We start from the raw sequence: 23,693 nt of genomic DNA on the forward strand, positions 1-23,693 counted from the left end.
CGGCACGGTGCATTCCGGTTCCGAACGGCGCCCGGCGACGGGCGCCGTCCGTCTTGCCTGGGTCGACATCGCGAAGTCCGCCGCCATCGTGCTGGTGGTCTTCTACCACGTGGGGCGGGTCGGCCTGGGCGCCGCGCCCGGCACCGTCGGCCCGGCCACGCGTCCCTGGCTCGACCTCAACATGGTGCTCGTCCCGGTGCGGATGCCGGTGTTCTTCCTGGTGTCCGGGCTGCTGGCGGCGTCGGCGCTGTCTCGCCCGTGGCCGCGGGTGCTGCGCGGCAAGGTGCTGGACCTGCTCTGGCCGTACGTGCTGTGGACGGTCCTGTTCGGGTTCGTGTGGGTGCACGCGTCGTTCCCCGACGACCCCGGCACATGGTTCTGGTACAACCTGCGCATGCTGCCCTTCGGCGGCCTGGCCTACTGGTACCTCAGCCTGCTGATCGTGTTCTTCCTGACGGCCAAGGCGTTGCGGCGGTACCCGGTGCCCGTCCTGGTGGGCACGCTGGTGCTGCTGGCGGCGGCGCCGGCCATCGGCACGCTGGTCGACGCCAACGGCGACCAGTCGGGGACGGTCAACGTCATGCGGCTGGCGACGTTCGCCGTCTGGTTCTTCGCCGGTGCCTACCTGCCGGCGCTGGTGCGCCGCATGGCGACGGCCGGCGGTCCGGCCGGTCTGGTGGCGGCCGTGGCCGGGTACGCGCTGCTGGCCTACCTGTTCTACTACGACCACGCGCCGGGCGGCGTCGAGTTCTTCCTGGCCCCCGTGGGCGTGCTGGCGTCGGTCTGGGCCGCGGTGGCGGTGGCGCGGTTCGGCTGGGTCTGCCGGCTGTCCGGCTACCTGTCGCGGCGGACGCTGGCCATCTACGTGTTGCACCCGATCCTGATCCACGCGACGGTGTGGGCGGCGCGCGAGTCCGGCGCCGACCCGCTGGGCGACCTCGACAACGTCGTGGTCGACTTCCTGTTCGTGCCCGTGTTCGCGCTGCTCGTGACGGCTGTGGCGGTCGGGTTCCACGACCTCGCCGGACGCGTCGGGCTGGGCTGGCTGTTCCGCTGGCCGGTGCGCCCGGCCGTCAGTCCTTCGGCGCCATCGCCTGGTTCAGGCGTTCCCCCAGCACCGGAGCCAGCGCCGCAGCGTACTCCCGCGTGAGGTGGCTGTAGTCGCGGTAGACGATGATGTCGCCGACCACCGGGTAGCAGTGCTCGTCGTCGCAGAACCGGTCGGTGAGGTCGACGGCGTGCACCTTGGGGTCGTCGAGGCGTCCGGCCTCGACCACGGCGGCGTCGTCGGGGAGGTCGGCGGCGGACGTGGCGCACTCGAGGGGGTCGCCCGGGTGGGCCGACAGGCAGGTCGGGACGTACTCGCCCTGCGTCGGCGGCACGTCGCGGAGTACGACGACGTCCTTGCCGGAGTCGGTCCACTTCTGCCAGATCGGCGCGAAGCCGTCGTAGGCGGGGTCGTCGAACTCGGTGCCGCGGGCGTCGGTGAACTCGTAGGCGTTGGTGTACGACGACGTCAGCACCATGGAGATGGAGTCGTCGGCGGCGATCTCGTCGCGGACCTCGCGCACCCAGCTGTCGCAGCTGTCGGCGGCCTCGCCGGTCTGCTCGGAGTCGAGCTCGCGGCGCGCGGCCGTGACCGGGCAGGAGCTCTTCAGGTACGTGACGACCGTCCAGTCGCTGGACTCGCCGATCAGCTCGATGGCCGGCAGCCAGTGGGTGGCGTGGGAGTCGCCGACCACCGCGATGACCCGCTTGGGGTCGGGGCCGGTGTAGCCCTTCTCGCACCGGATGACGTCGGGCTCGGTGATGGCCTGCTGGCACTCCTGATAGTCGGAGCGGCGGTTCTGCTCGACGACCACCTCGGGCGGCGGGATCAGCGGGCCGGAACCGATCGGGTCGCAGTCGCTGCCGGGGGCGAGCGCGCCCGGTCCGACGCACGGCTCGGCGACGGGGTCGGCGGACAGGACCGCCTCGGCGCGCTCCTCCGCCTCGGCCTCGCGGCGGTCGAGGTCGTTGGTGACGGCGACGGTGCCGGCCACGACCACGGCCATGCCGGCGACGGCGAACGCGAACGAGCGCCACGGCGCCGCGGCGAGGAACGTCCGGGTGCGCAGCGGGTCCTCGACGAACACCTTGCTGAGCCAGGCCAGCACCAGCGTGGCCACGAGGATGCCCAGCTTGTCGCCCCAGCGCAGCTCGGTGCCGGTGACGTGCGGCAGCACCACGATGAGCGGCCAGTGCCACAGGTACACCGAGTAGGAGATGTCGCCGACGAACGTGACCGGGCGGCGGGTCAGCCACCAGTGCGGCGCGAACCGGCGGTACGTCGGCCCTGCGGCCATGACGGCGACGGTGCCCAGCACCGGCAGCAGCGCCACCCAGCCGGGGAACAACGTCGCGCCGTCGTACGTCACACCCGCGACGACGATGGCGACCAGCCCGGCGGCGGCGATCAGCGCTCGGATGATGCCGCGGCGGGCCGGACGCACGGCCAGCAGCGCCAGCAGGGCGCCCGCGGCGAACTCCCAGATGCGGGTGGGCGTGACGAAGTATGCGGCGGCGGGGTCGGCGTTGGTGGCGATGATCGACCACGTCAGCGACGCCGCGCCGAGCACCGCGATGCCGCCGGCCAGCAGCCGCCGGGTGGACCACCGGATCCAGGCGCGCCGGCCCAGCACGACGATGGCCAGCACCAGCACCGGCCACAAGACGTAGAACTGCTCCTCGACCGACAGCGACCAGTAGTGCTGCGCCAGTGTGGGCGCGTTGTCCTGGGCCATGTAGTCGACGGCGTCGTCGGCCAGCGCCCAGTTCTCGACGTAGAGCGCGCTGGCGGCCAGCTGGCGGGCTGTGTTGGCCCACTCGGTGGCCGGCAGCAGCGTGACCGTCGCGACCGCGCCCAACGCCAGGACCAGCAGCGACGCCGGCAGCAGGCGGCGGATGCGGCGGGCCCAGAACCGGCGCAGCGAGAGCGTGCCGGTGCGCTGGGTCTCGCGGTGGATGTGGTCGGTGATCAGGTAGCCGGAGATCACGAAGAACACGTCGACCCCGACGAACCCGCCGCTCAGCTCCGTCGGCCAGAGGTGGAAGAACACCACCAGCAGCACGGCGACCGCGCGCAGCCCCTGGATCTCCGGCCGGTGCCGGGCCGCCGGCGCGCCCGTCGCCGTGCGCTTCGTCTGCTCGGGCGTCGCGGCCGCGGCCGGCTCGGGCGCCGGGTCGGGGCGGACCTGGGCGTCAGTGCTCATGCCGCGCCCCCGCCGAGCAGCGACTGGACCACCTGCCCGGCGGCGTGACCGTCGCCGTACGGGGTGCCCTGCGGCGCCGACGGGACCGGCCGGGTGACGGCGTCGGCGAGGTCGGCCGGCTCGGGCACCAGCACGTTCCAGCCGTCGTGCAGGGTCTCGAGCCACTCGGTCTCGGTGCGCAGCGTGCTGCACGGGCGGCCCAGCAGGTAGGCCTCCTTCTGCAGGCCGCCGGAGTCGGTGACGACGCCCGCGGAGTGCAGCACGGCCGCGACCATGCCCGGGTACGGCAGCGGCGGCGCGGTGTGCAGAGCGCTGCCCGGACGGTCCAGCTCGATGCCGAACTCGCGGCAGCGGGCCACCAGGCGCGGGTGCGCCAGCAGCAGCACCGGCACCGGCAGCCCGGCCAGCGCCTCGACCACGGCCGTCAGCCGCTTGGGGTCGTCGGTGTTCTCGGCGCGGTGGACGGTGGCCGCGACGTAGCCGCCCGGCTCGAGGCCGGACGGCAGCTCGGGCGGGGTGTCGCGGACGGCGTCGCGGACCCGGAAGCAGACGTCCGTCATGACGTCGCCGACCCGGACGGTGCGCTCGGCGAGGCCCTCGCGGGCGAGATTCGCCACCGCGACGTCGGTGGGCGCCAGCAGGAGGTCGGCCGCATGGTCGGTCAGTACCCGATTGTGCTCTTCCGGCATCGCCCGGTTGAACGAGCGGAGCCCGGCCTCGAGGTGCGCGACGGGAAGATGGAGCTTGACCGCGGCCAGCGTTGCGGCCAGGGTGGAGTTCGTGTCGCCGTAGACGAGCACCCAGTCGGGGCGGCGGTCGGCGAGCACGCCGTCCAACGCCGCCAGCATGGCGCCGGTCTGCGTGCCGTGGCTGCCCGAGCCGATGCCCAGGTGCACGTCGGGAGCCGGGATGCGCAGGTCGGCGAAGAACACGTCGGACATGTTCGCGTCGTAGTGCTGCCCCGTGTGCACGATGACGTGCTCGTGTCCGCCCGCCGTCAAGGCCTCGGCCACGGGAGCGAGCTTGACGAATTGCGGGCGGGCTCCGACGATGCTGAGCACCTGCATGGAAGTCCGTCCTCGAAACCTGTGCACGACCCCGACACCGGGCAAGGCCGCGAGCCAACCCCGGTAGCCTATACGCCGGACCGCATCCGCCATCACGACCGAGGTCATACGTGAGAATCACCGTCGTCGCCCTGGGCAAGATAGGGCTGCCGTTAGCCGTCCAGTTCGCCACCAAGGGCCACGAGGTCATCGGCGTCGATGTCAACGAGACCGTCGTCGACCTCGTCAACAAGGGTGAAGAGCCGTTCCCCGGCGAGGACCAGCTGGCCGAGAAGCTGGCCGAGGTCGTGAGCGCCGGGCGGCTGCGGGCCACCACCGACTACGCCGACGCCGTCCCGGGCAGCGACGCCGTCGTCCTCGTGGTGCCGTTGTTCGTCGACGACACCACCGGCGAGCCCGACTTCGGGTGGATGGACTCCGCCACGCAGTCGCTGGCCGAGAACCTGACGCCGGGCACGCTCGTCTCCTACGAGACCACGCTGCCGGTCGGTACCACCCGCAACCGGTGGCGGCCGCTGATCGAGAAGGTGTCCGGGCTCACCGAGGGCACCGACTTCCACCTGGTGTTCTCGCCCGAGCGGGTGCTCACCGGGCGGGTCTTCGCCGACCTCCGCAAGTACCCCAAGCTCATCGGCGGCCTGACGCCGGCCGGCGCCGAGCGGGCGCGGGAGTTCTACGACGCCGTCCTCGACTTCGACGACCGCCCTGACCTCCCGCGCGGCAACGGCGTCTGGGACCTCGGCAGCGCCGAGGCGGCCGAGATGGCCAAGCTCGCCGAGACCACCTACCGCGACGTCAACATCGGCCTGGCCAACCAGTTCGGCCGGTTCGCCGCCGCCAACGGCATCGACGTCTTCCAGGTCATCGAGGCGTCGAACTCGCAGCCGTACAGCCACATCCACCGGCCCGGCATCGCGGTCGGCGGCCACTGCATCCCGGTCTACCCGCGGCTGTACCTGTGGACCGACCCCGACGCCACCGTCGTCCGGGCCGCGCGCGAGGCCAACGTCGGCATGCCCGAGTACACGGTCGGCCTGGTCGAGGCCGCGGCCGGCGGCTCGGTCGACGGCCTGCGCGTGGTCGTGCTGGGCGCGGCCTACCGCGGGCGCGTCAAGGAGACCGCCTTCTCCGGCGTCTTCCCGACGGTGGCGGCGCTGCGCTCGCGGGGCGCCGAGGTGCTCGTCCACGACCCCATGTACACCGACGCCGAACTGCGCGACCTCGGCTTCTCGCCGTACCACCTCGGCGAGCCCGCCGACGCCGTCGTCGTCCAGGCCGACCACCCCGAGTACGCCGAGGTCGGCGCCACAGACGTCCCGGGCGCCAAGATCCTGGTCGACGGCCGCGACGTCACCGACGCCGCCCGCTGGGACGGCGTCACCCGCATCGTCGTGGGCCGGGCGTCGTCACCGGCATGATCTCCGTTCCGGTGCCGGCAGGACGGGCCCCCGTGCGCCCGTCCGGCCGGCGCCCGGCGGGTCCGCGTGTGTTGGAGCGGCGTGCGCTGGACCCGCGGTCGCCGGATCGGCGTCTGCTGGACCCACGGTCGCCGGATCGGCGTGCGTCCGGCCCGGCTCCGGTTCGTCGGCGCGCGCTCTGTCAGTGCCCGCCCGTAGGGTGGGTCCCACCCGGTAGGGGCGGGTCATGACTACCGCAGAATCGAGTACGCCGAAACCACCTACGTCGGGCTCCGCCGTCGGTGGCGGCCGTCCGCACGTCGTCATGCTGGTGGCCAACGACGTCGTCACCGACAGCCGGGTCAAGAAAGAGGCGCAGGCCGTCGCCGACGCCGGGTACCGGGTCACGGTGCTGGGCGTCGCGGCCGACGGGCGGCGGTCGTTGGAGTTGCTCGGCGACGTGCTGGTGGTCCGGGTGCCCGTGGCGTTCCAGCTGCGCGACGAGCGCGACCGCAAGCGCCGCTCCCACCGCGACTGGCGCCCGCCTTACGTCGGCTATCCGGCGAAGTCGGCGCAGACGGCGCGCAAGCAGGCGCTGAAGGCCCGGCGCGTCGAGCTGAGCGGCCGTCGCGGCCTCGGCACACAGCTGGCCACCGCGCGCCTCACCGCCGCCGAGCGGGCCGCCTGGCTGCGCGCCGGCGTCGGCAACCGGGCCGACAAGCTGTTCCGGTTCGGCTGGCGGGCGTGGGACGGCGTCGCCGCGCGCACACCGTGGCCGGCCCGCTGGCGGCTGGTGCACCCGCAGGCCTACGACTACGAGCTCGCCTTCGGGCCGCTGCTCGACCAGCTCGCGCCCGACGCCGTCCACGCCCACGACATGCACGTCATCGGCGTGGCCGTGCGGGCGGCCGAGCGAGCCCGCGCCGCCGGCCGCCGGCTCCCCGTCGTCTACGACGCGCACGAGTACGTCCCCGGCCTGTCCCGCTACGGCCCCCGCACGCCGCGGTTCATCGCCGCCTGGGCCAACCACGAGCGCGAGTACATCGGCCGCGCCGACCGCGTCGTCACCGTCAGCCCGGCCATCGCCCGCACGCTGCGGCAGCGGTACCGCCTCGACCGCGAGCCCACGGTCGTCATCAACTCGCCGAGCATGACCGAGCTCGACGGCGGTGACGTGCCCGGCCTGCGCGCCCGCGTCGGTCTCGCGGCGGACGTGCCACTGCTGGTCTACAGCGGCGGCGTCACCAAGGCGCGCGGCGTCGAGACCGCCGTCGAGGCGCTGCCGTCGCTGCCCGGCGTCCACTTGGCGGTCGTGTCCGTCCCGCACATCGAGATCGCGCCCGTGCACCAGCTGCGCGCGCTGGCCGGACGCCTGGGCGTCACCGACCGCGTCCACTTCCTCGATCCCGTGCGGCCGCACGAGGTCGTCGCGTTCCTGTCGTCGGCCGACGTCGGGCTGATCCCGATCCTGCGCTACCCCAGCCACGAGATGGCGCTGCCGAACAAGGTGTTCGAGTACGCGTTCGCCGGACTGCCGGTGGTCACCAGCGACATGCCGAGCCTGACGGAGTTCATGCGGCAGTCCGGCATCGGCGAGGTGTACCGCGTCGGCGACGCCGCCGACCTCGCCGCCAAGGTGCGCGCCGTCCTCGCCGACCCCGCTCCGTACCGCGCCCGGCTGGAGCGGCCGGAGTTCCGCGAGGAGGTGTCCTGGGAGGGGCAGGCGCAGCACCTGCGCGAGCTGTACGCCGACCTGCTCGGGACGGCGGCCGCGGCGACGGTGCCTGCGCCGGCAGCCACGACTGCGCCCGCGACGCCGGCCGCCGCGCCGCACCTGCTCATCGGCCCGTCCAACAGCGCCGGCCAGGGCTGGCGCTGGGCGCGCGCCGTCGAACGGTACGCACCGCCGGCGACGGCCGAGAACCTCATGACCGAGTCCGGCTCGTTCGCGTTCCGCGCCGACCACGTCGTCACGGCCGAGCGGTTCCAGCACGACGCCGCCTGGGTGGTCGAGTTCGCCGACCACGTGCTGCGCACCGCCACCCACGTGCTGTTCGAGGCGGCCCGGCCGGTGCTCGGCCAGGCCCGCGGCCAGCTGTTCGTCGAGGACCTGCCGACGCTGCGGGCGGCCGGCATCGCGGCCGGGGTGATCCTGCACGGGTCCGAGATCCGCGATCCGCGCCGGCACCGCGAGCTGTTCCGCCACTCGCCGTTCGCCGACCCCGACGACCCGCTGACGCGGCGGCTGCAGCAGGCCACCGCGGTCGTGCTCGGGCACCTGCGCGACTTCGACGGCCCGCGCCTCGTCACCACGCCCGACCTCCTCGACTTCGTCGACGGCGCGCAGTGGCTGCCGGTCGTGGTCGACGTCGACGACCTCGCCACCGACCGGCCGGTGCTGGAACGACCGGTGCCGGTGGTCCTGCACGCGCCGTCGCGTGGTGCGCTCAAGGGCTCGGCCGCCGCCGACCCCGTCCTGCGCGACCTGCACGACCGCGGCCTGATCGAGTACCGGCGCATCGAGGGCATCGCGCACACCGAGCTGATGGCCCAGCTGCGCGACGCCGACGTCGTCGTCGACCAGCTGGCGCTGGGGTCGTACGGCGTGCTGGCCTGTGAGGCGATGGCGGCCGGACGGGTCACCGTCGGGCAAGTCGCCGAGCACGTCCGGGCCGCCATTCCGGCCGAGCTGCCGATCGTCGAGGCCACGCCGGACGACCTTGGCGCCGTCGTCGAGCGGCTGGTCGCCGAGCGCGAGCCGGCCGCCAAGACGGCCTCGGCCGGCCCCGACTACGTCCGGCGGTTCCATGACGGACGGGCATCGGCGCGGGTCCTGGCGTCGTTCCTGGGCGTCGCGGACTGATCCGAATCGTCCGAACGATTCACCCCAATCGGTTGCGTGGCTCGTGTTACTGGTGAGACTGTTGTTGCATCAGTAGTCATGTGAAGCATCACAGCTGGTCTGCGGGGGACGAGTCGTGAAGGTCATCAACGCGGGACTGGCGGGCGCGCTCGTCGCGTTCGCGATGGCGCCGGCCGTGCCCACGTACGGCGTTCCGGAGGTGCCGCCGGCGTCGCCGCCGGCATCGGGGAGTGCGACGGCGACGCCGGACGCCGCGGCACCGGAGGACGCGTCGCCTGGCGACGCCGCGCCGGACGAGGGCACGGCCGGAGCGGCCGACGCCGCCGAGCCGACCGCCACGAACACACCCGCCGCCACAGACACGCCGGGCGCCGCGGGCACGCCGGGTGCGCCGGGTGCTGCGGGTACGTCGGCCGCCTCGGGCGCTGCGACTGCCTCGGACGCTGCGGGTGCGTCGATCGCGGACGACCTGCAGACGATCAGCCTGCCGGTCGCGGCCGGCGGGTTCGGGCGGCTGCCCAGCCTGCCCCCCGCCCCGGGCGGCACGCCGCGCGAGTTCGCCGACCTCAGCGCGAAGATCCCGCTCGTCTACTCCGAGGAGTACACCGTCCGGCCGTTCCGGCTGGCCGCCGTCACCTGGACCGGCGCCGCTCCGGTGCGGGCGTGGGCGCGGGTGCGCTCCGACGGCGAGTGGTCGCAGTGGTACGAGCTGCCCGGAGGCGACGACCACCAGCCCGACCCCGGCACGGCCGAGGCGGCGAGCGCCCGCAACGGGACCGACCCGCTGCTGGTGCCGGCGTCGGACGGCATCCAGGTACGCGTCGACGGCGCGCAGTCGGGCGCGCGGCGACCGTCCGACCTGCGGCTGGACCTCGTCGAACCGGGCACCGCGCCGGCCGCGAGGGTCGAGGCGCCGGAGCTGACCGTCAACGGCGGCCCGACCATCTACAGCCGGGCGCAGTGGGGCGCGGACGAGTCGATGCGGGCCGATCCGCCCAGCTATGGCGAGGCGCGCGGCGCGTTCGTGCACCACACCGTCAGCGCCAACGCCTACAGCTCCGCCGACGTCCCGGCACTGATCAGGTCGATCTACGTCTACCACGTGCGCTCGCGCGGCTGGAACGACATCGGCTACAACTTCGTCATCGACCGCTTCGGCCGCATCTGGGAGGGCCGCTACGGCGGCGTCGACCGCGCGGTCATCGGCGCGCACACCCAGGGCTACAACGACGACGCGTTCGCGGCGTCCGCGCTGGGCACCTACGAGAACACCGCGCCGCCCAGCGTCATGCTCGGCGCGTACGCGCGGCTGTTCGGGTGGAAGTTCCGCATCCACGGCATCCGCCCGCTGCGCCAGGTCAACTACGACGGCGAGGCCTGGCCGGCCATCGCCGGACACCGCGACGCCGCCGCCACCGCCTGCCCCGGCGACGCCCTCTACGCGCGGCTGAACACCATCCGGTCCGGCACGCTGCGGCAGATGGGCATCGGCGGCGACTCCACCAGCGGCCGCGACGTCAATGGCGGCGGCCGGTCCGACATCATGGCCCGGCAGCGCTCGAACGGCTCGTTCTGGCTCTGGCCCGGCAGCACCATCGCCGGTTTCGGCAACCGCATCGCGTTCGGCACCGGCTGGTCGTCGATGATCTCCGTCGCGCTGCCCGGCGACTGGGACGGCGACGGCCACGACGACGTCATCGCCCGCAGCGCGACCGGCGGGCTGTGGCTCTACTCCGGCCGGTCCGGCCAGGGGTTCTCGGCGCAGCGGCGCATCGGCACCGGCTGGGCCGGCTTCACCTACGTCGTCGCGCCGGGCGACTGGGACGGCGACGGCCGGGTCGACCTCATCGCGCGCCGCCGCGACGGCGTGCTCATGCTGTACCCGGGCAACGGCAGCGGCGGGTTCGGGACGGCGCGGGTCATCGGCACCGGCTGGGGCGCGTTCACCGCGATCGTCGGGGCGGGCGACTGGAACAGCGACGGCGCCGTCGACCTCATCGCCCGGCTGCCCAACGGCGCCCTGCTGCTGTACCCGGGCACCGGCAAGGGCGGCTTCGGCAAGGCCCGCACCATCGGCACCGGCTGGGCCGGGTTCACCGGCATCGCCGCGGCGGGCGACGTCAACGACGACTACGTGCTGGACCTCGTCGTGTGGACGTCCGGCGGCGGCATGCTCCTCTACCCCGGCAACGGTTCGGGTGGCTTCCTGCCGAGCCGCAGCATCGGCTCCGGCTGGAACGCCTTCGACCTGCGTAGCTGAGCGACGGGGACGCGGGTGGGCGGGGTGGCGCTGGCGCTGACGGCGCTGCTGATCGCGTCCGGCCTGACGTCGGCGGACCCGGCGCCCGACTCGGGGGCGACCCCGGCGGACCTGGGGACGACCCCGGCGGATCCGAGGACCGACCCGGGGGTGACTCCGGCGGACCCGGCGCCCGTGCCGTCGACCCAGGTGCCGGCCGACCTGCTGGCGGAATGGGCGGACGAGGCGGCGGGCGCCGAGCCCGCGGCGCCGGTGCCGGACGACCTGCCGGACGGCTTCACCGGCGAGCTCGACCTCCCCGTCGACCCCGCCGTCGAGGTCGTGCGCTGGCCGTCGTCGGGCGAGCTGGTGCTGGAGGGCCGCGGTTACGGGCATGGGCGCGGGATGTCGCAGTGGGGCGCGTACGGTGCGGCGGCGAGCGGCCTCGGCTACGGGCGGATCCTCGCGCACTACTACCGCGGCACGTCCCTGGAGCGGCGCGACGACATCCGGCTGCGGGTCCGCATCACGGCCGACGACGACGGCGAGACCCGGGTGGCCCCAGCCCGCGGGCTGACGGCGACCGCCGGTGACGCGGCGCTGGCGCTGCCGTCGTCGCTGGGCGGGAGTCGCGTCACCGCCTGGCGGGTCGTGCGCGACGGTGACCGGCTGGTGCTGCAGGGGTACGCGGGCAGCTGGCGGACGACGGCGATCGGCGGGGCCACGGCGCACGCCGGCCCGATCGGGTTCACGACGCCCGCCGGCGCCGTCCGCCTCGTCCTCGGCTCCACGCACCGCGAGTACCGCGGCGCCGTCGAGGCGGTCGCCACCGGCTCCGGCGTGGGCACCCGCGTGGCCACGTCGCTGGAGTCGTACCTGCGCAGTGTCGTGCCGGCGGAGATGCCGGCCGGCTGGCCCGCCGCGGCGCTGCAGGCGCAGGCCGTCGCGGCCCGCACGTACGCCCGGTGGCAGCGCGCCGAGGAGCCCGGATCCTGGTACGACACCTGCGACAGCACCCGCTGCCAGGTGTTCAACGGCGCCGCCGACTACACCGCCGGCGGCGACCTCATCCGCCGCTACGACCACCCGGCCAGCGACGCCGCCGTGGGCGCGACCGCCGAGCGGATCCTGCTGTACGACGGCGAGCCCGCGTTCACCCAGTTCACGTCCGCGAACGGCGGGTGGACGGTGCGCGGGTCGCGGCCGTACCTGCGCGCGTTCGCCGACGAGTACGACGGGGTGGTGTCCGGCTCCCCGCACCGCTGGCGCACGACCCTGACCGCCCGCGCCGTCGCGTCCGCCTTCCCGCGCGCCGGCCGCCCGGTCACCCTGCGGGTCGACGCCCGGAACGGCCACGGCGCGTGGGGCGGGCGGACCACGTCGGTGGTGGTGACCGGCACGGAGGGGTCGGTCGAGGTCAGCGGCGAGGCGTTCCGGTCGGCGCTCGGGCTGCGCAGCGACTGGTGGCGCGTCAGCGGCGTCGCGGGCGCGGGGCACGACCTCACCGGTGACCGCCGGGCCGACCTCGTGGCGCGACGCTCGTCCGACGGGTCGCTCTGGCTGTATCCGGGCAACGGCGCTGGCGGCTTCGGCGCGACGCGGCCGCTCGGCACCGGCTGGCGCGCGATGGCGTCGATCCTGGTCTCGCCCGACTGGGACGGTGACGGGCGCACTGACCTGGTGGCGCGGTCGCGGTCCGGCGACCTGTGGCTGTACTCGGGCGACGGTGCTGGCGGGGCCTCCGGACGGCCGATCGGGCAGGGGTGGGCGGGCATGAACGCGATCGCCGCGCCGGGCGACTGGGACGGTGACGGGCGGGCGGACCTGCTGGCGCGGCGGTCCCGGGAGGGGTCGCTGTGGCTGTACGCGGGGGCGGGGCGGGCCGGCTTCGGGGTGGTCCGGCCGATCGGCACGGGGTGGAGCGCGTGGAACCTCATCACCGGCACCACCGACTTCGACGGTGACGGCCACGCCGACCTCCTCGCCCGTCGTCGCGGCGACGGCACCCTCTGGCTCTTCCCCGGCGACGGACGCGGCGGATTCGGCACCGCTCGCCGGGTCGGGCACGGCTGGGCCGCCATGAACGCCCTCGTCGCCCCCGGCGACTGGGACGGTGACGGCCGGGCCGACCTCCTCGCCCGCAGCGCCACCGACGGCGCCCTCTGGTTCTACGCCGGCAACGGCCGCGGCGAGATCGCCGCCGTCCAGCGCATCGGCACCGGCTGGACCGCGGTCGACGCGATCGGCTGACCGGCCGCTCCCGCTGCCGCTTCTCGCACCCGCCGCTCGCACCCCCGCTGCCTCCGCCCGCTGCCCGCGCCTTCCGCCCACTTCCCCCAGCCGGTCCGTCTAACCGTGCCGCCACGGCCGGCGATCTGTGCCACTACAGTCGCCCGGTGTTTGCGCGGTCCACCGCACCCCTACCCAGCCCTGTCGCGTGTTCTGCGCCGACGTTGGCGTGGTCGGGTGCTCGTTCGGCCCGTGCCACCACGGCCGCCAATCCGTGCCACTACAGTTGCTGACCTGCGTGGTCACCGGCGATCTGCGCCGTCTCGGCGTGCGCGGTCGGGTGCTCGTTTGGGGCCCGTGCCACCACGGCCGCCGCCCGTGCCACTACAGTCGCCGTCGTGTGCGCGGTCCACCGCACCCGTACCCAGCCCTGTCGCGTGTTCTGCGCCGACGTTGGCGTGGTCGGGTGCTCGTTTGGGGCCCGTGCCACCACGGCCGCCGACTCGTGCCACTACAGTCGCCGGACCGCGTGGTCACGGGCGATCACGGCGGACCGCACCTGCCCGGCATTCAGACGCCGGCCGCCCGCCCGCCGCCCGCTGGCACGCGTCCCCGCCCCTCAGGAGGACGCGGGTCAGAGGAGGGTCGGGCGGCCGCCGGGCGCTGGATAGCGCAGGTAGGCCAGCCGGGCCGTCTCCTCGCGCCCGCGCCGGATGGTCTCCAGCAGGTACCCGACCCCCAGGGTGACGACGGCGATGATGGCGACGGCCGCCGCGAGGAAGGCGGTCGGGAAGCGGGGGACGAGGCCGGTCTCGAGGTACTCCGCGACGACGGGGAGGCCGAGGACCAGCGCCACCACGCCGAACACGCCCGCCAGCACGCCGTGAAACAGGGTTGGCCGCTCATGCCGCGTCACAGTGACCAGCCAGTGCAGAATGCGCAAACCGTCGCGGTAGGTGCGCAGTTTGCTCTCGCTGCCGTCCGGGCGTTCCTTGTAGCCGACCGGGATCTCGGCCACGGGAACGCGCAGCCGTAACGAGTGAATGGTCAGCTCGGTCTCGATCTCGAATTCCCGCGACAACGCCGGGAAAGATTTCACATAACGTCGCGAGAACGCCCGGTACCCGCTCAGCAGATCGGTGAGCTGCCGTCCGAACAGCGCGCCGACGACGCCGTTGAAGGCGCGGTTGCCCAGGACGTGGCCGGCCCGGTAGGCGGCGTCGCTGGAGTGCGTTCGCACCCCGACCACGTGATCGTACGGACCGTCCAGCAACACCTTGACCAGCATGGACGCGGACGATGCGTCGTAGGTGTCGTCGCCGTCGATGAGGACGTAGACGTCCGCGTCGACGTCGGCGAAGGCGCGGCGGACGACGTTGCCCTTGCCCTGGCGCGACTCGGTGCGGACGACGGCGCCCGCGCCGAGCGCTTCGGCGACCGTGGTGTCGGTGGAGTTGTTGTCGTACACGTAAATGGTCGCATCGGGCAGTGCGGTGCGAATATCCGCCACGACGGTCGCAATGGCAACCGCCTCGTTATGGCACGGAATGATGACGGCGACGTCCGGCCCGCCCGGTTCTGTCACGCAATTCTCCATTGTCACGATCTATTGATGTTACATGCTACTGTCTGCGTTATCGGAGTGCGAATTGCCACTCCCCGTGGATTGGGGTGTCACTGTGTATACGCACCGGCGGCTCGTGAGGTTGCACGGCCTGCCGAACCTGGCGACGGCCGCCCTCGCGGCGGTCCTCGCGGCGGCCGGGTTCGTGGTGAGCGGCACGGTCCGCGGGACGTTCCCGTTCGGCGACGTGTCGCGCAACACCAACGACCTCGGCCAGCAGCTCATCCCGATGCACGGCCACCTGCGCGACGTGTTCATGGGCGACGCGGCGGGCGACCTCACGTTCAACTGGGCCAGCGGGTTCGGCGTCCCGTTCCTCGGCGACTACCTGTCCTACCTCGGCACCACACTGTCCTGGCTGGTGCTGCTGTTCCCGCGCGACGGCATGGACCTCGCGCTGTTCGTCATCGCGACGACGGCGCTCGCACTGGCCGCGGCCGCCATGACGGCGTACCTGCGGCTGCTGCGTCCGGCCGGCCCGGCCTGGCTCGCCGTCGTCGCCGGGGTGTCGTACGCGCTGGGCGGCTGGGCGCTCGACGACGGCGCGTACATGACCATCTGGCTCTACGGGCTGGTCGCGTTCCCGGTGCTGTGCCTGCTGTGCGAGTGGATCCTGCGGCGGCGACGCTCGTGGCTGCCGGTCTGCGTGGCGCCGTTCGTGGTGGCGCTGCTGTGGACGTCGCACTTCTACACCGTCTACATGGCCACCATCGGCGCGGCCATCGTCGTGCTGGTGCGGGTCATCTCGTACGACGCGACGGTGTCGTGGCGGGTGCGGGTGGTCGGCGTGCTGCGCTGCGCGATCGCCGTCATCGCGGGCATCGGGCTGGCCGCGCCGCTGCTGGTGCCGACGTTCTGGGCGGTGCGGTACTCGCGGCCGAGCCCCGACGTGCGGTTCCACGCCATGGACTGGCTCGACTTCCTGTCCCGGCTGCTGGCCGGCAGCGAGGGCGTCGGGTCAAGCCCTGGCCTGGCGGTCGGGACGGTGCTCCTGCTGCTGGCCGTGAGCCTGCCGTTCAACCGCGCGGTGCCGGTGCGGGAGCGTCTGGTGTGGACGGTCGCGATCGGGCTGACGGTGCTGAGCATGCAGGTGGCGCTCACGCACGCCGTGTGGCACGGGTTCGACACCCCCAACGGCAGCCCGTTCCGGCAGGCGTTCGTGGTGGCGGGGCTGCTGGTGATCGCCGGCTGGATCTCCGGCTCGGCGGGGCTGCGCGGCGTCGTGCCGGTGGTGGCGCCGCTGGCGCTGGTCGGCGGCCTGTATCTGGCGGTGCGCTCCGGCCCGTTCGTCACGCCGACCACGCGCGTCGTCGTCCCGGTGGTCGCGGGCGTCGCGCTCGTCGCCTGGCTGGCCTGGCGGTTCACGCAGCGCCGGCCCTGGGTCGCGGCGGTGGCCGCGGGCGTCGTCTGCGCCGCCGTGGTCGTCGAGGCGACGGCCGGTGCGGTGGCGATCGACCGGGCGCGGGCCGAGTTCCTGTACGCCTACCCGGGCTGGGGCGACGTGAACGACGAGGTCAGGGCGCTGGTCCAGGGCGGCGGGCGGTGGCCCGAGGCGCGGGTGTCGCCGGGTGCGCACGTCACTCAGAACGACCCGATGCTGCTGGGCGGGCAGGGGTCGCAGTACTACTCGAGCACGATCCCCGACGAGCTGTCCGTCGCGCTCGCGGGGCTGGGCTTCGGGTACAGCGCGTACGTGCGGGCCAACGTCGACCCCGCGAACCCCGTGATGGACGCCGTGTTCGCCGTCGGCGCCCGGGTGGTCGACGACGGCGGAGCGCTCCGGCTGGCCGAGAACCCCGACGTCGCGCCGCTGGTCACCGTCCGCCCCGCCGACCCGTGGACGTCGCCCGACCCGGCCCCGTTCGGCCACCAGGAGACCGCCCTCGGCGCCGACGTCTACACCGTCCCGCGGGTCTCGCTGACGCCCGATCCGGGGCTGACGGTGACCGGCCGGCGCCGCGACTCCCTGCTCGAGCCCGCGACGCCGGGGGAGCCGGCGCAGCTGCGGGTGACGGCGTCGTGCCCGGCCGGCTCGGACGTGTACCTGGCGGCGCCGGCGTTCGTCGGCGAGGTGCTCGACGAGACCGCCGGCTGGCTCACCGTCCTGCGTCAGACCACGCGTTCACCCGGCGTGTACACGGGCGCGCCGATACTGCGGGTGGGCACCGCGGCCGCCGACGGCGCCGTCGAGGTGGTGCTGCGGGTCTACGGCCCGGCGCGGCTGCCGGCCAGCCCCGTCGGTTGCCTCGACCGTGGCGCGCTGACGGAGGCGGTGGCCGCGCTGCGGGCCGGTGCGCCGTCGTCGGTGGACGTCAGTGGCCACGGCGTCGTGGCTGCCCTGGCGCCGTCCGGCTCCGCGTCGACGGTGGTGCTCGGCGTGCTGCGCAGCCCCGGGTGGCGCTGCTCGGTCGACGGCGGCGACGACGCGACCCCGCGGACGGTGGCCGGGCTGATCGCGGTCCCGGTCGAGGCCGGCGCGTCCGAGGTGTCCTGCGCGTACCGGCCGCGCGGCCTGCGCATGGGCCTCGCCGTCGGCGCCGCCGCCCTCGCCGTCGTCGCGGTCATGGGCGTGGTCGCCGCCCTGCGCCGTCGCGTCAGCGGACCAGCCGGAAGAACGTCCTGATCTCCTCGACGACGACGTCCGGCTGCTCGAGCGCGGCGAAGTGGCCGCCGCGGGCGGGCTCACCCCAGTGCCTGATGTTCGTGAACCGCCGCTCCGCCCAGCGCCGCGACGGCCGCTGCAGTTCCTTCGGGAAGACGGTGCACCCGGTGGGGACGTCGACGGCGGCGCCGGTGCTGCCGGAGATCCACTCGTCGACCTGGCGGATGCTCTCCCAGTACAGACGCGCGGCGGACGCGCCCGCGGCGGGCAGCCAGTAGAGCATGACGGTGTCGAGCAGCTCGTCGCGGCTGACGACGGCGTCGAGGGCGCCGTCGTGGTCGGTCCAGAACCAGTACTTCTCCGCGATCCACGCGCACAGCGCCGCCGGCGAGTCGACCAGTCCGTAGCCGACGGTCTGCGGCCGCGTGGCCTGCTGCCGCGAGTAGCCCGAGCCCCACTCGTCCGCCTCGCGCAGGTCGTCCAGCGCCGACCGCTCGGCGGCGGTGAGATCGTCGAACGTGGCCGGATCGGGTGGGGCGAGCGGCGGCATCAGGTGGATCCCGGCGACGCGGCCGGGATGCGCGACGCTGAGCAGCGTCGACACCGTCGTGCCCCAGTCGCTGCCCTGGGCGCCGTAGCGGTCGTAGCCGAGCCGCTCCATCAGCGTCGCCCAGGCGGCGGCGATGCGTTCGACGCCCCAGCCGGTGCGGGCCGGCCGGTCGCTGAACCCGTAGCCGGGCAGCGACGGCACCACGACGTGGAAGGCGTCGGCGGGGTCGGGCGGGTCGGTGAGCGGGCCGATGACCTTGCGGAACTCCAGCAGCGAACCGGGCCAGCCGTGCGTCAGGACCAGCGGGAACGCGTCGTCGTGCGGCGAGCGGACGTGCAGCAGGTGGACGCCCAGCCCGTCGAGCTCCGTCCGGAACTGCGGCAGGCCGTTGAGCCAGCCCTCGACCCGCCGCCAGTCGTACCCCGTCGCCCAGTAGTCGCAGAGGTCGCGTAGCCAGTCCAGCGGCACGCCCTGCGACCAGTCGTCGACGGTGGCCGGCTCGGGCCAGCGGGTGGCCCGCAACCGGGCGCGGAGGTCGTCCAGCTGGGACTCGGGGACATCGACGCGGAACTCGGTCAGGTCAGCGACGGTCATGTGCCCGGCTCACGTGGTTGCGCAAGTGGCGAGTATTGCGATGATTCAATGGGAAAAGTGAAGTTCTCAGTCACAACGGTCCTCTGGAGGGGTGGTCCGGTGAAGCGAAGCATGGCGATCGCGGCGCTCGCGGCCGCGGCGACACTCGGCGCCGTGGCGCCGAGCGCCGGCGCGTCGGAGAACGTCGAGACGGCCGAGCAGACGACGCGCGCCGCGGCGCCGGTGTCGACCTTCGACCCGTCGACGTCCTGGGGCTCGGCCAGCGGCACGATCACCTGGTACAACCGGTCGGTCACCGTGCAGGGCAGCGTGCACGACAAGGCGTCGGGCCGTGCCGACACCCAGGTGCAGTTCCGGTTCTACAGCGGTTGCCTGTCGACCGACTGCGACCACCCGACGCTGGTCGACTACCAGACGCGGACCGTGAGTGGCGGCGCAACCGGCCGCACCCTGCCCTACAACTTCGGCGTGACCGCCGACGTCCCCGGCGGGGTCAGCCTGGTGGTCGTCCGGGTGTGCCACGAGGCCGAGGCGGCGTGCAGCATCCCCGATCAGTACCGGTTCCGGTCCTGATCGGCGGGGGTGGCCCGGCGGCGGCCGGCGCGGCTGCACGAGTCGACCGTACGCGGCGGCACCGACAAGCGGTTCGGATGCGCTTCATCCGCTCATCACCGCGGCGACGGCTGCTGGTGCCCGTCGGTCGTTAGCGTCCCCGGCACACCCACCGTCACAGGAGGCCGCCATGACCGAGCACGTCCAGCAGCACGCCGAGGACACCCCCGGCTGGGACCGGCGCGACTTCGTCCGGATGAGCGGCCTCGGCACCGCCGCCCTCGCGCTCGGCGGCGCCGGTGCGCTCGCCGGCGCGGCCACCGCCGGCGCGGCGGACGAGGACCGGCCGCTGCGGTTCACCGGCGACGGCACGTTCAAGATCGTCCAGTTCAACGACACCCAGGACGACGAGCGGATCGACCGGCGCACCATCGAGCTGATGGAGAAGGTCCTCGACAGCGAGCAGCCCGACCTCGTCGTCCACAACGGCGACAACATCACCGGCGGCTGCGCGAACGCCACTGAGATGAAGCAGGCGATGAACAACGTCGTCCAGCCGATGGAGTCGCGGGCGATCCCGTGGGTTGTCACCTACGGCAACCACGACGAGGACTCCACGCCCGACACCGGCATGGACGAGGAGGACATGCTCGCCTTCTACCGGTCGTACGCCCACAACCTGAACCAGCCCAGCCCGCGCGGCGTCACCGGCTCGGGCAACATGAACCTGCTGATCCGCGGCGCCCGCGGCCAGCGTCCCGTCTTCAACCTGTTCCTGCTCGACAGCGGCCGCTACGCCCCGTCGACGATCGCCGGGCAGGACTTCGCCGGCTACCCGACGTGGGACTGGCTGCGGATGAACCAGGTGCACTGGTACACCGAGACGTCCGAGCTGGTCGAGAAGCGGGCCGGGCAGAAGGTGCCGGCCCTGATGTTCCTTCACATTCCGCTGTGGGAGTACCGGTTCATGTGGTGGGGCAGCGTCGACGGCCGCACCGCCGCCGACCACGAGCGCGCCGTCGTCAGGCACGGCATCGTCGGAGAGCGCAATGAGGACGAGTGCCCCGGCCCGTTCAACAGCGGCATGTTCTCCGCCATCCTCGACCGCGGCGACGTCCGCGGTGTCTTCTGCGGCCACGACCACGTCAACACCTACGTCGGCAACTACTACGGCGTCATGCTCGGCTACGCCGGCAACACCGGGTTCGGCACGTACGGCCTCAGCGGCGCCGACCGCAACCGGCTGCGCGGCGCCCGCGTCTACAACCTCACCCAGCAGCCCGACGACGTCGACATCGAGACCCACATGGTGTTCGCCGGCGATCTCGGCATCGATCTGACCGCGAACGATCAGAGCATCGACCCGCTGCCCCTGCCCGACGGGCGGCGCCGCAAGTAGTCGGGGGACCGGCCGGGGCGTCGGCCGGGGCCGGGGCCGGGGCAGGGGCCGGGGCAGGGGCGGGGGCGTCGGCTCGGCTTGGCTGGCACGCCGGTCGGCGGTCTCTGGTCGCGGTTCGCCGGCCCGTGGTTCGCCGGCCCGCCCGGAGGGTGGGACCCCTCCCTGGGGGGTGGGCCCCCACACTACGCGCGCGCACCGACAACGGCGCGAGCACCGACAAACGCCGCCGGCGGGCCAAGCGGCGCCGGCGGGCCAAGCGGCGCCGGCGGGCCAAGCGGCGCCGGCGGGCCAAGCCTCCGGCGGGTCAGGGGGCGCCGGTTGCCAGGGCGACGAACGGGTCCAGGGCGGCGGGGTTGCGGAGCGCCTCGCGGCTCACGGCCCGGTCGGCCGCCACCCCGGCGAGGATCCGCTTCACCGGCACCTCGCACTTCTTGCCGGTCAGCGTCCGCGGCACGTCGTCGACGACGAGGAAGCGGTCGGGGACGTGGCGGGGCGACAGTTCCGCGCGCAGCGACGACCGCAGCGCCGGCTCCACCTCCGCCAGCGACGCATCCGGCGCCAGCACGAGGAAGCAGATCAGCTCACCGTCCGGCGACGCCGCGCCGGACGTGTCGATGACCAGCGAGTCGACGACCGCCGGGTGGCCCTCGACGACCCGGTAGAACTCGGCGGTCCCCATGCGGACGCCGCCGCGGTTGAGGGTGGAGTCGCTGCGGCCGTGGATGACGGCGGACCCGTGCGGCGTGATCGTCACCCAGTCGCCGTGCCGCCACACCCCCGGATAGTCCTCGAAGTAGGCCGCCCGCAGCCGCGAGCCGTCGTCGTCGCCCCAGAAGGAGACCGGCATGGACGGCAGCGGCGCCGTCAGCACCAGCTCGCCGACCGCGCCGATGACGGGGTGTCCGGCCTCGTCGAACGCGGCCAGCGCGGCGCCGAGCGCGGGCCGCGACAGCTCGCCCAGCCACACCGGCACGTCCGGCGCCGGGCCGACGAACGCCGTGCAGGCGTCGGTGCCGCCGGAGAGGCTCGCGATCTGCACCGACGGGCCCAGGTTGCGGCTCAGCCAGCGGAAACCGTCGGTCGACAGCGGCGCCCCGGTGCTGCCGACGGCCCTCAACGCCGGGAACGCCGACGGGTCCAGCGTCAGGCCGTCCTTCAGGCAGGCCTGCACGAACGGCGCCGACGTGCCGAGGACGGCGACCCGCTCCTCAGCCGCGAACTCCCACAGCGACCGCAGCGACGGATACCCGGGGCTGCCGTCGTACAGCACCACCGTCGATCCCACCAGCAGTCCGCCGATGAGGAAGTTCCACATCATCCAGCCGGTCGTGGTGTACCAGAAGAACCGTTCGCCGGGCTTGAGATCGAGCTGCAGGCCGGCCGACTTGACGTGCTCGAGCACGATGCCGCCGTGGCCCTGGACGATCCCCTTCGGCAGGCCGGTGGTGCCGGACGAGTACAGCACCCACAGCGGGTGGTCGAACGGCACCGGCTCGAACTCCAGCGGCGCGCCGTCGTGCTCGGCCAGCAGGTCCGGCCACGAGAGCGCGTCGGGCACGTCCGTCCCCGTGAACGGGAACGCGACGACGGCGCGCAGGTCGGGCAGCTGCGCCCGCAGCGCCGCCACCGTCGGCCGGACGTCGATCGTCTTCCCGTTGTAGACGTAGCCGTCGCAGGTCACGAGCACGGTGGGCGAGATCTGCGCGAACCGGTCGGCCGCCGCGCGCACGCCGAAGTCGGGGGGGCAGGACGACCAGACGGCGCCCAGGCTGGCCGTCGCCAGGAACGCGACGAGCGTCTGCGGCGCGTTCGGCACCAGCGCCGCCACCCGGTCGCCGCGCCCGACGCCGAGGGAGGCCAGCGCGGCCCGCATGGCGGCGACCTGCCGGCGCAGCTCGCCGTGGGTCAGCTCGGCGCGCAGCCCGTCCTCGCGGCGGAACACGACCGCGACGTCGTCGTCGCCCTTGCCGTCGCCGGGGCGCAGCGCCTGCTCGGCGTAGTTGAGCGTCGCACCGGGGAACCAGCGGGTCCCCGGCATCGCGACGTCGGGCAGCACGTCCTCGGGCGGCGTGCGGAACGCGACGTCGAAGAAGCGGGCGACGGCGCCCCAGAACTCGCCTGGCTCACCGACCGACCAGCGCCACAGCTCGTCGTAGTCAGCGGCGTCGACCAGGCCCTCGTCGCGCAACCGGCGGCGGAACGCGGCGATGCGGCTGTGGGCCACGGCCTCGGGATCGGGCCGCCACACGACTTCGGCGTCGTCGGTCATGCGGCTCAACCTAACGCACGCCGGAGCCGGTTCGGACCGGGCTGTACGGGGGCGGCCGGACTGCTACCTTGGGGCAATCTTCTCCTTTCGCCGTGCGGAGGTGGACGGATGAGGCTCATCGCGACAGCACTGGCCATCGCGCTGGCGGCCGCCGGCCTGGCGCCCGCGGGCACCGCCGCGCCCGTCGCCGCCTCGGGCGTGCCGATCGACTGCCCCGTCAGCATGGCGAGCGTCGACTCCGACGGGCACTACCGCGCCATCCGCGTCAGCGGCACCACCAGCCGGGCCCCGTCGGTCACCGACTTCGGAGCGGTCACCGGGCTCACGTCCGTCCGGTCGCTGGCCACCGGCAGCCTCGACGCCGACTCCTCGACCCCCGCGGAGTCGTACCACGAGACGACCCACCTCGGCACCGGCACCAACGTGATCTTCCAGCTCGTCGCCCGCGGCGACGCCGCCGGGACGCGGGCCACCGCGCAGAATCTGGCCTCGCGGTGGGGCGGCTTCCGGCGAACGGTGCTGGCCAGCTCACTGCTGCCGCATCACTACCTCTATGGCCTGCACGACAACGGCTCGCTGTACCGCTACCGCGTCACGTACGGGTCCGGCGGCCACCCGTCCCTGACGAGCGCGGGCCACGTGCCCGGCTTCGGCACGGTCCGCGACATCACGCTGATCGGGCGCACGCCGCAGTACGACGCGCTGCTGGCGAACACGACGGACGGCCGGCTGATCCTCGTCAAGATCCCCGTGACCACCACGATGACCGCGGCGACCACGACCATCCGGGCCCGGACGTGGCAGGGCTTCGACCACCTGGCCGTCGGCAGCTGCATCAACCCCGCCGGCGGCGTCGTCACGACGTTGATCGGGACGAACAGCAGCACCGGAGCCGCCTACGCCTACCGCATGGGCTTCCTCCGCGACGCGACGACGCCCATCGAGGGCCTCGGCCGGCTGGCCGGGACCTGGCGCTATCCCACCCTGGCCGCCGTTTTCGACGCCACGACCCACCCACGCGGGGCCTGACGCAACCCGCACCCGGCCCGCCGACGTC

Annotated in this window: 14 protein-coding genes; 9 read left to right on the plus strand and 5 right to left on the minus strand. The window is 73.7% G+C overall.

Annotated elements, in window-relative coordinates:
• Window positions 1-7: 7 nt before the first annotated feature.
• On the plus strand, window positions 8-1,150 hold the full coding sequence (locus BLU82_RS02045) for an acyltransferase family protein (RefSeq protein WP_157740471.1): 1,143 nt from the start codon (window positions 8-10) through the stop codon (window positions 1,148-1,150).
• On the opposite strand, the gene BLU82_RS02050 is transcribed toward BLU82_RS02045, so the two are convergent.
• Both BLU82_RS02050 and wecB read right to left on the minus strand, forming a co-directional pair.
• Window positions 1,074-3,251, minus strand: a complete 2,178-nt coding sequence (locus tag BLU82_RS02050; RefSeq protein ID WP_092614926.1) for an acyltransferase family protein — start codon at window positions 3,249-3,251, stop codon at window positions 1,074-1,076. The genes BLU82_RS02045 and BLU82_RS02050 overlap by 77 nt on opposite strands.
• A complete protein-coding gene (gene wecB / locus BLU82_RS02055) occupies window positions 3,248-4,318 on the minus strand; it encodes a non-hydrolyzing UDP-N-acetylglucosamine 2-epimerase (RefSeq protein ID WP_092614929.1) in 1,071 nt (356 codons plus the stop codon). The genes BLU82_RS02050 and wecB overlap by 4 nt, the downstream gene beginning before the upstream one ends.
• A gap of 110 nt (window positions 4,319-4,428) precedes the next feature.
• On the opposite strand from wecB, the gene BLU82_RS02060 reads away from it, so the two are divergent.
• The 4 genes from BLU82_RS02060 (at window position 4,429) to BLU82_RS02075 (ending at window position 13,067) form a co-directional block, all read left to right on the plus strand.
• The gene (locus tag BLU82_RS02060) at window positions 4,429-5,736 is read left to right on the plus strand and encodes a nucleotide sugar dehydrogenase (RefSeq protein ID WP_092614932.1); all 1,308 of its coding nucleotides are present in this window, start codon (window positions 4,429-4,431) and stop codon (window positions 5,734-5,736) included.
• A 226-nt stretch (window positions 5,737-5,962) separates the two neighbouring features.
• On the plus strand, window positions 5,963-8,578 hold the full coding sequence (locus tag BLU82_RS02065) for a glycosyltransferase family 4 protein (RefSeq protein ID WP_092614934.1): 2,616 nt from the start codon (window positions 5,963-5,965) through the stop codon (window positions 8,576-8,578).
• 115 nt (window positions 8,579-8,693) lie between these two features.
• On the plus strand, window positions 8,694-10,838 hold the full coding sequence (locus BLU82_RS02070) for an FG-GAP-like repeat-containing protein (RefSeq protein ID WP_092614937.1): 2,145 nt from the start codon (window positions 8,694-8,696) through the stop codon (window positions 10,836-10,838).
• A gap of 24 nt (window positions 10,839-10,862) precedes the next feature.
• The gene (locus BLU82_RS02075; RefSeq protein WP_157740472.1) at window positions 10,863-13,067 is read left to right on the plus strand and encodes a SpoIID/LytB domain-containing protein; all 2,205 of its coding nucleotides are present in this window, start codon (window positions 10,863-10,865) and stop codon (window positions 13,065-13,067) included.
• 613 nt (window positions 13,068-13,680) lie between these two features.
• Here the strand turns inward: BLU82_RS02075 and BLU82_RS02080 are convergent.
• Window positions 13,681-14,631: a glycosyltransferase gene (locus tag BLU82_RS02080; protein ID WP_231947683.1), complete on the minus strand. Its 951-nt coding sequence runs from the start codon at window positions 14,629-14,631 to the stop codon at window positions 13,681-13,683.
• A 115-nt stretch (window positions 14,632-14,746) separates the two neighbouring features.
• On the opposite strand from BLU82_RS02080, the gene BLU82_RS02085 reads away from it, so the two are divergent.
• Entirely contained in the window at window positions 14,747-17,293 is a 2,547-nt protein-coding gene (locus BLU82_RS02085; RefSeq protein ID WP_172885505.1) for a YfhO family protein, read from the plus strand.
• Here BLU82_RS02085 and BLU82_RS02090 read toward each other — a convergent pair.
• Window positions 17,265-18,416, minus strand: a complete 1,152-nt coding sequence (locus BLU82_RS02090; RefSeq protein ID WP_092614950.1) for an epoxide hydrolase family protein — start codon at window positions 18,414-18,416, stop codon at window positions 17,265-17,267. The two genes, BLU82_RS02085 and BLU82_RS02090, sit on opposite strands and share 29 nt — an antisense overlap.
• A 99-nt stretch (window positions 18,417-18,515) precedes the next feature.
• On the opposite strand from BLU82_RS02090, the gene BLU82_RS02095 reads away from it, so the two are divergent.
• The gene (locus BLU82_RS02095; RefSeq protein ID WP_157740473.1) at window positions 18,516-18,989 is read left to right on the plus strand and encodes a hypothetical protein; all 474 of its coding nucleotides are present in this window, start codon (window positions 18,516-18,518) and stop codon (window positions 18,987-18,989) included.
• A 169-nt stretch (window positions 18,990-19,158) separates the two neighbouring features.
• Window positions 19,159-20,367 (plus strand): metallophosphoesterase family protein, encoded by a 1,209-nt coding sequence (locus BLU82_RS02100; RefSeq protein WP_092614955.1) that lies wholly within the window; start codon window positions 19,159-19,161, stop codon window positions 20,365-20,367.
• Window positions 20,368-20,671: 304 nt separating this feature from the next.
• Here BLU82_RS02100 and BLU82_RS02105 read toward each other — a convergent pair whose 3' ends face one another.
• Window positions 20,672-22,636, minus strand: coding sequence for an acetoacetate--CoA ligase (locus BLU82_RS02105; protein WP_092614958.1), 1,965 nt, complete (start codon window positions 22,634-22,636; stop codon window positions 20,672-20,674).
• A 108-nt stretch (window positions 22,637-22,744) separates the two neighbouring features.
• Between BLU82_RS02105 and BLU82_RS02110 the strand changes: the two genes are divergently transcribed.
• The gene (locus BLU82_RS02110) at window positions 22,745-23,665 is read left to right on the plus strand and encodes a hypothetical protein (RefSeq protein WP_092614961.1); all 921 of its coding nucleotides are present in this window, start codon (window positions 22,745-22,747) and stop codon (window positions 23,663-23,665) included.
• Window positions 23,666-23,693 lie beyond the last annotated feature (28 nt).

Origin of the sequence: Jiangella sp. DSM 45060, from assembly GCF_900105175.1 — a bacterium.
Taxonomy (GTDB): domain Bacteria; phylum Actinomycetota; class Actinomycetes; order Jiangellales; family Jiangellaceae; genus Jiangella.

Excerpts from the sequence above, each read along its gene's own strand:
- BLU82_RS02050 (WP_092614926.1), bottom strand. The coding sequence starts at position 3,251 with ATGAGCACTGACGCCCAGGTCCGCCCCGACCCGGCGCCCGAGCCGGCC.
- wecB (WP_092614929.1), bottom strand. The coding sequence starts at position 4,318 with ATGCAGGTGCTCAGCATCGTCGGAGCCCGCCCGCAATTCGTCAAGCTC.
- BLU82_RS02065 (WP_092614934.1), top strand. The coding sequence starts at position 5,963 with ATGACTACCGCAGAATCGAGTACGCCGAAACCACCTACGTCGGGCTCC.
- BLU82_RS02090 (WP_092614950.1), bottom strand. The coding sequence starts at position 18,416 with ATGACCGTCGCTGACCTGACCGAGTTCCGCGTCGATGTCCCCGAGTCC.
- BLU82_RS02100 (WP_092614955.1), top strand. The coding sequence starts at position 19,159 with ATGACCGAGCACGTCCAGCAGCACGCCGAGGACACCCCCGGCTGGGAC.
- BLU82_RS02105 (WP_092614958.1), bottom strand. The coding sequence starts at position 22,636 with ATGACCGACGACGCCGAAGTCGTGTGGCGGCCCGATCCCGAGGCCGTG.
- BLU82_RS02110 (WP_092614961.1), top strand. The coding sequence starts at position 22,745 with ATGAGGCTCATCGCGACAGCACTGGCCATCGCGCTGGCGGCCGCCGGC.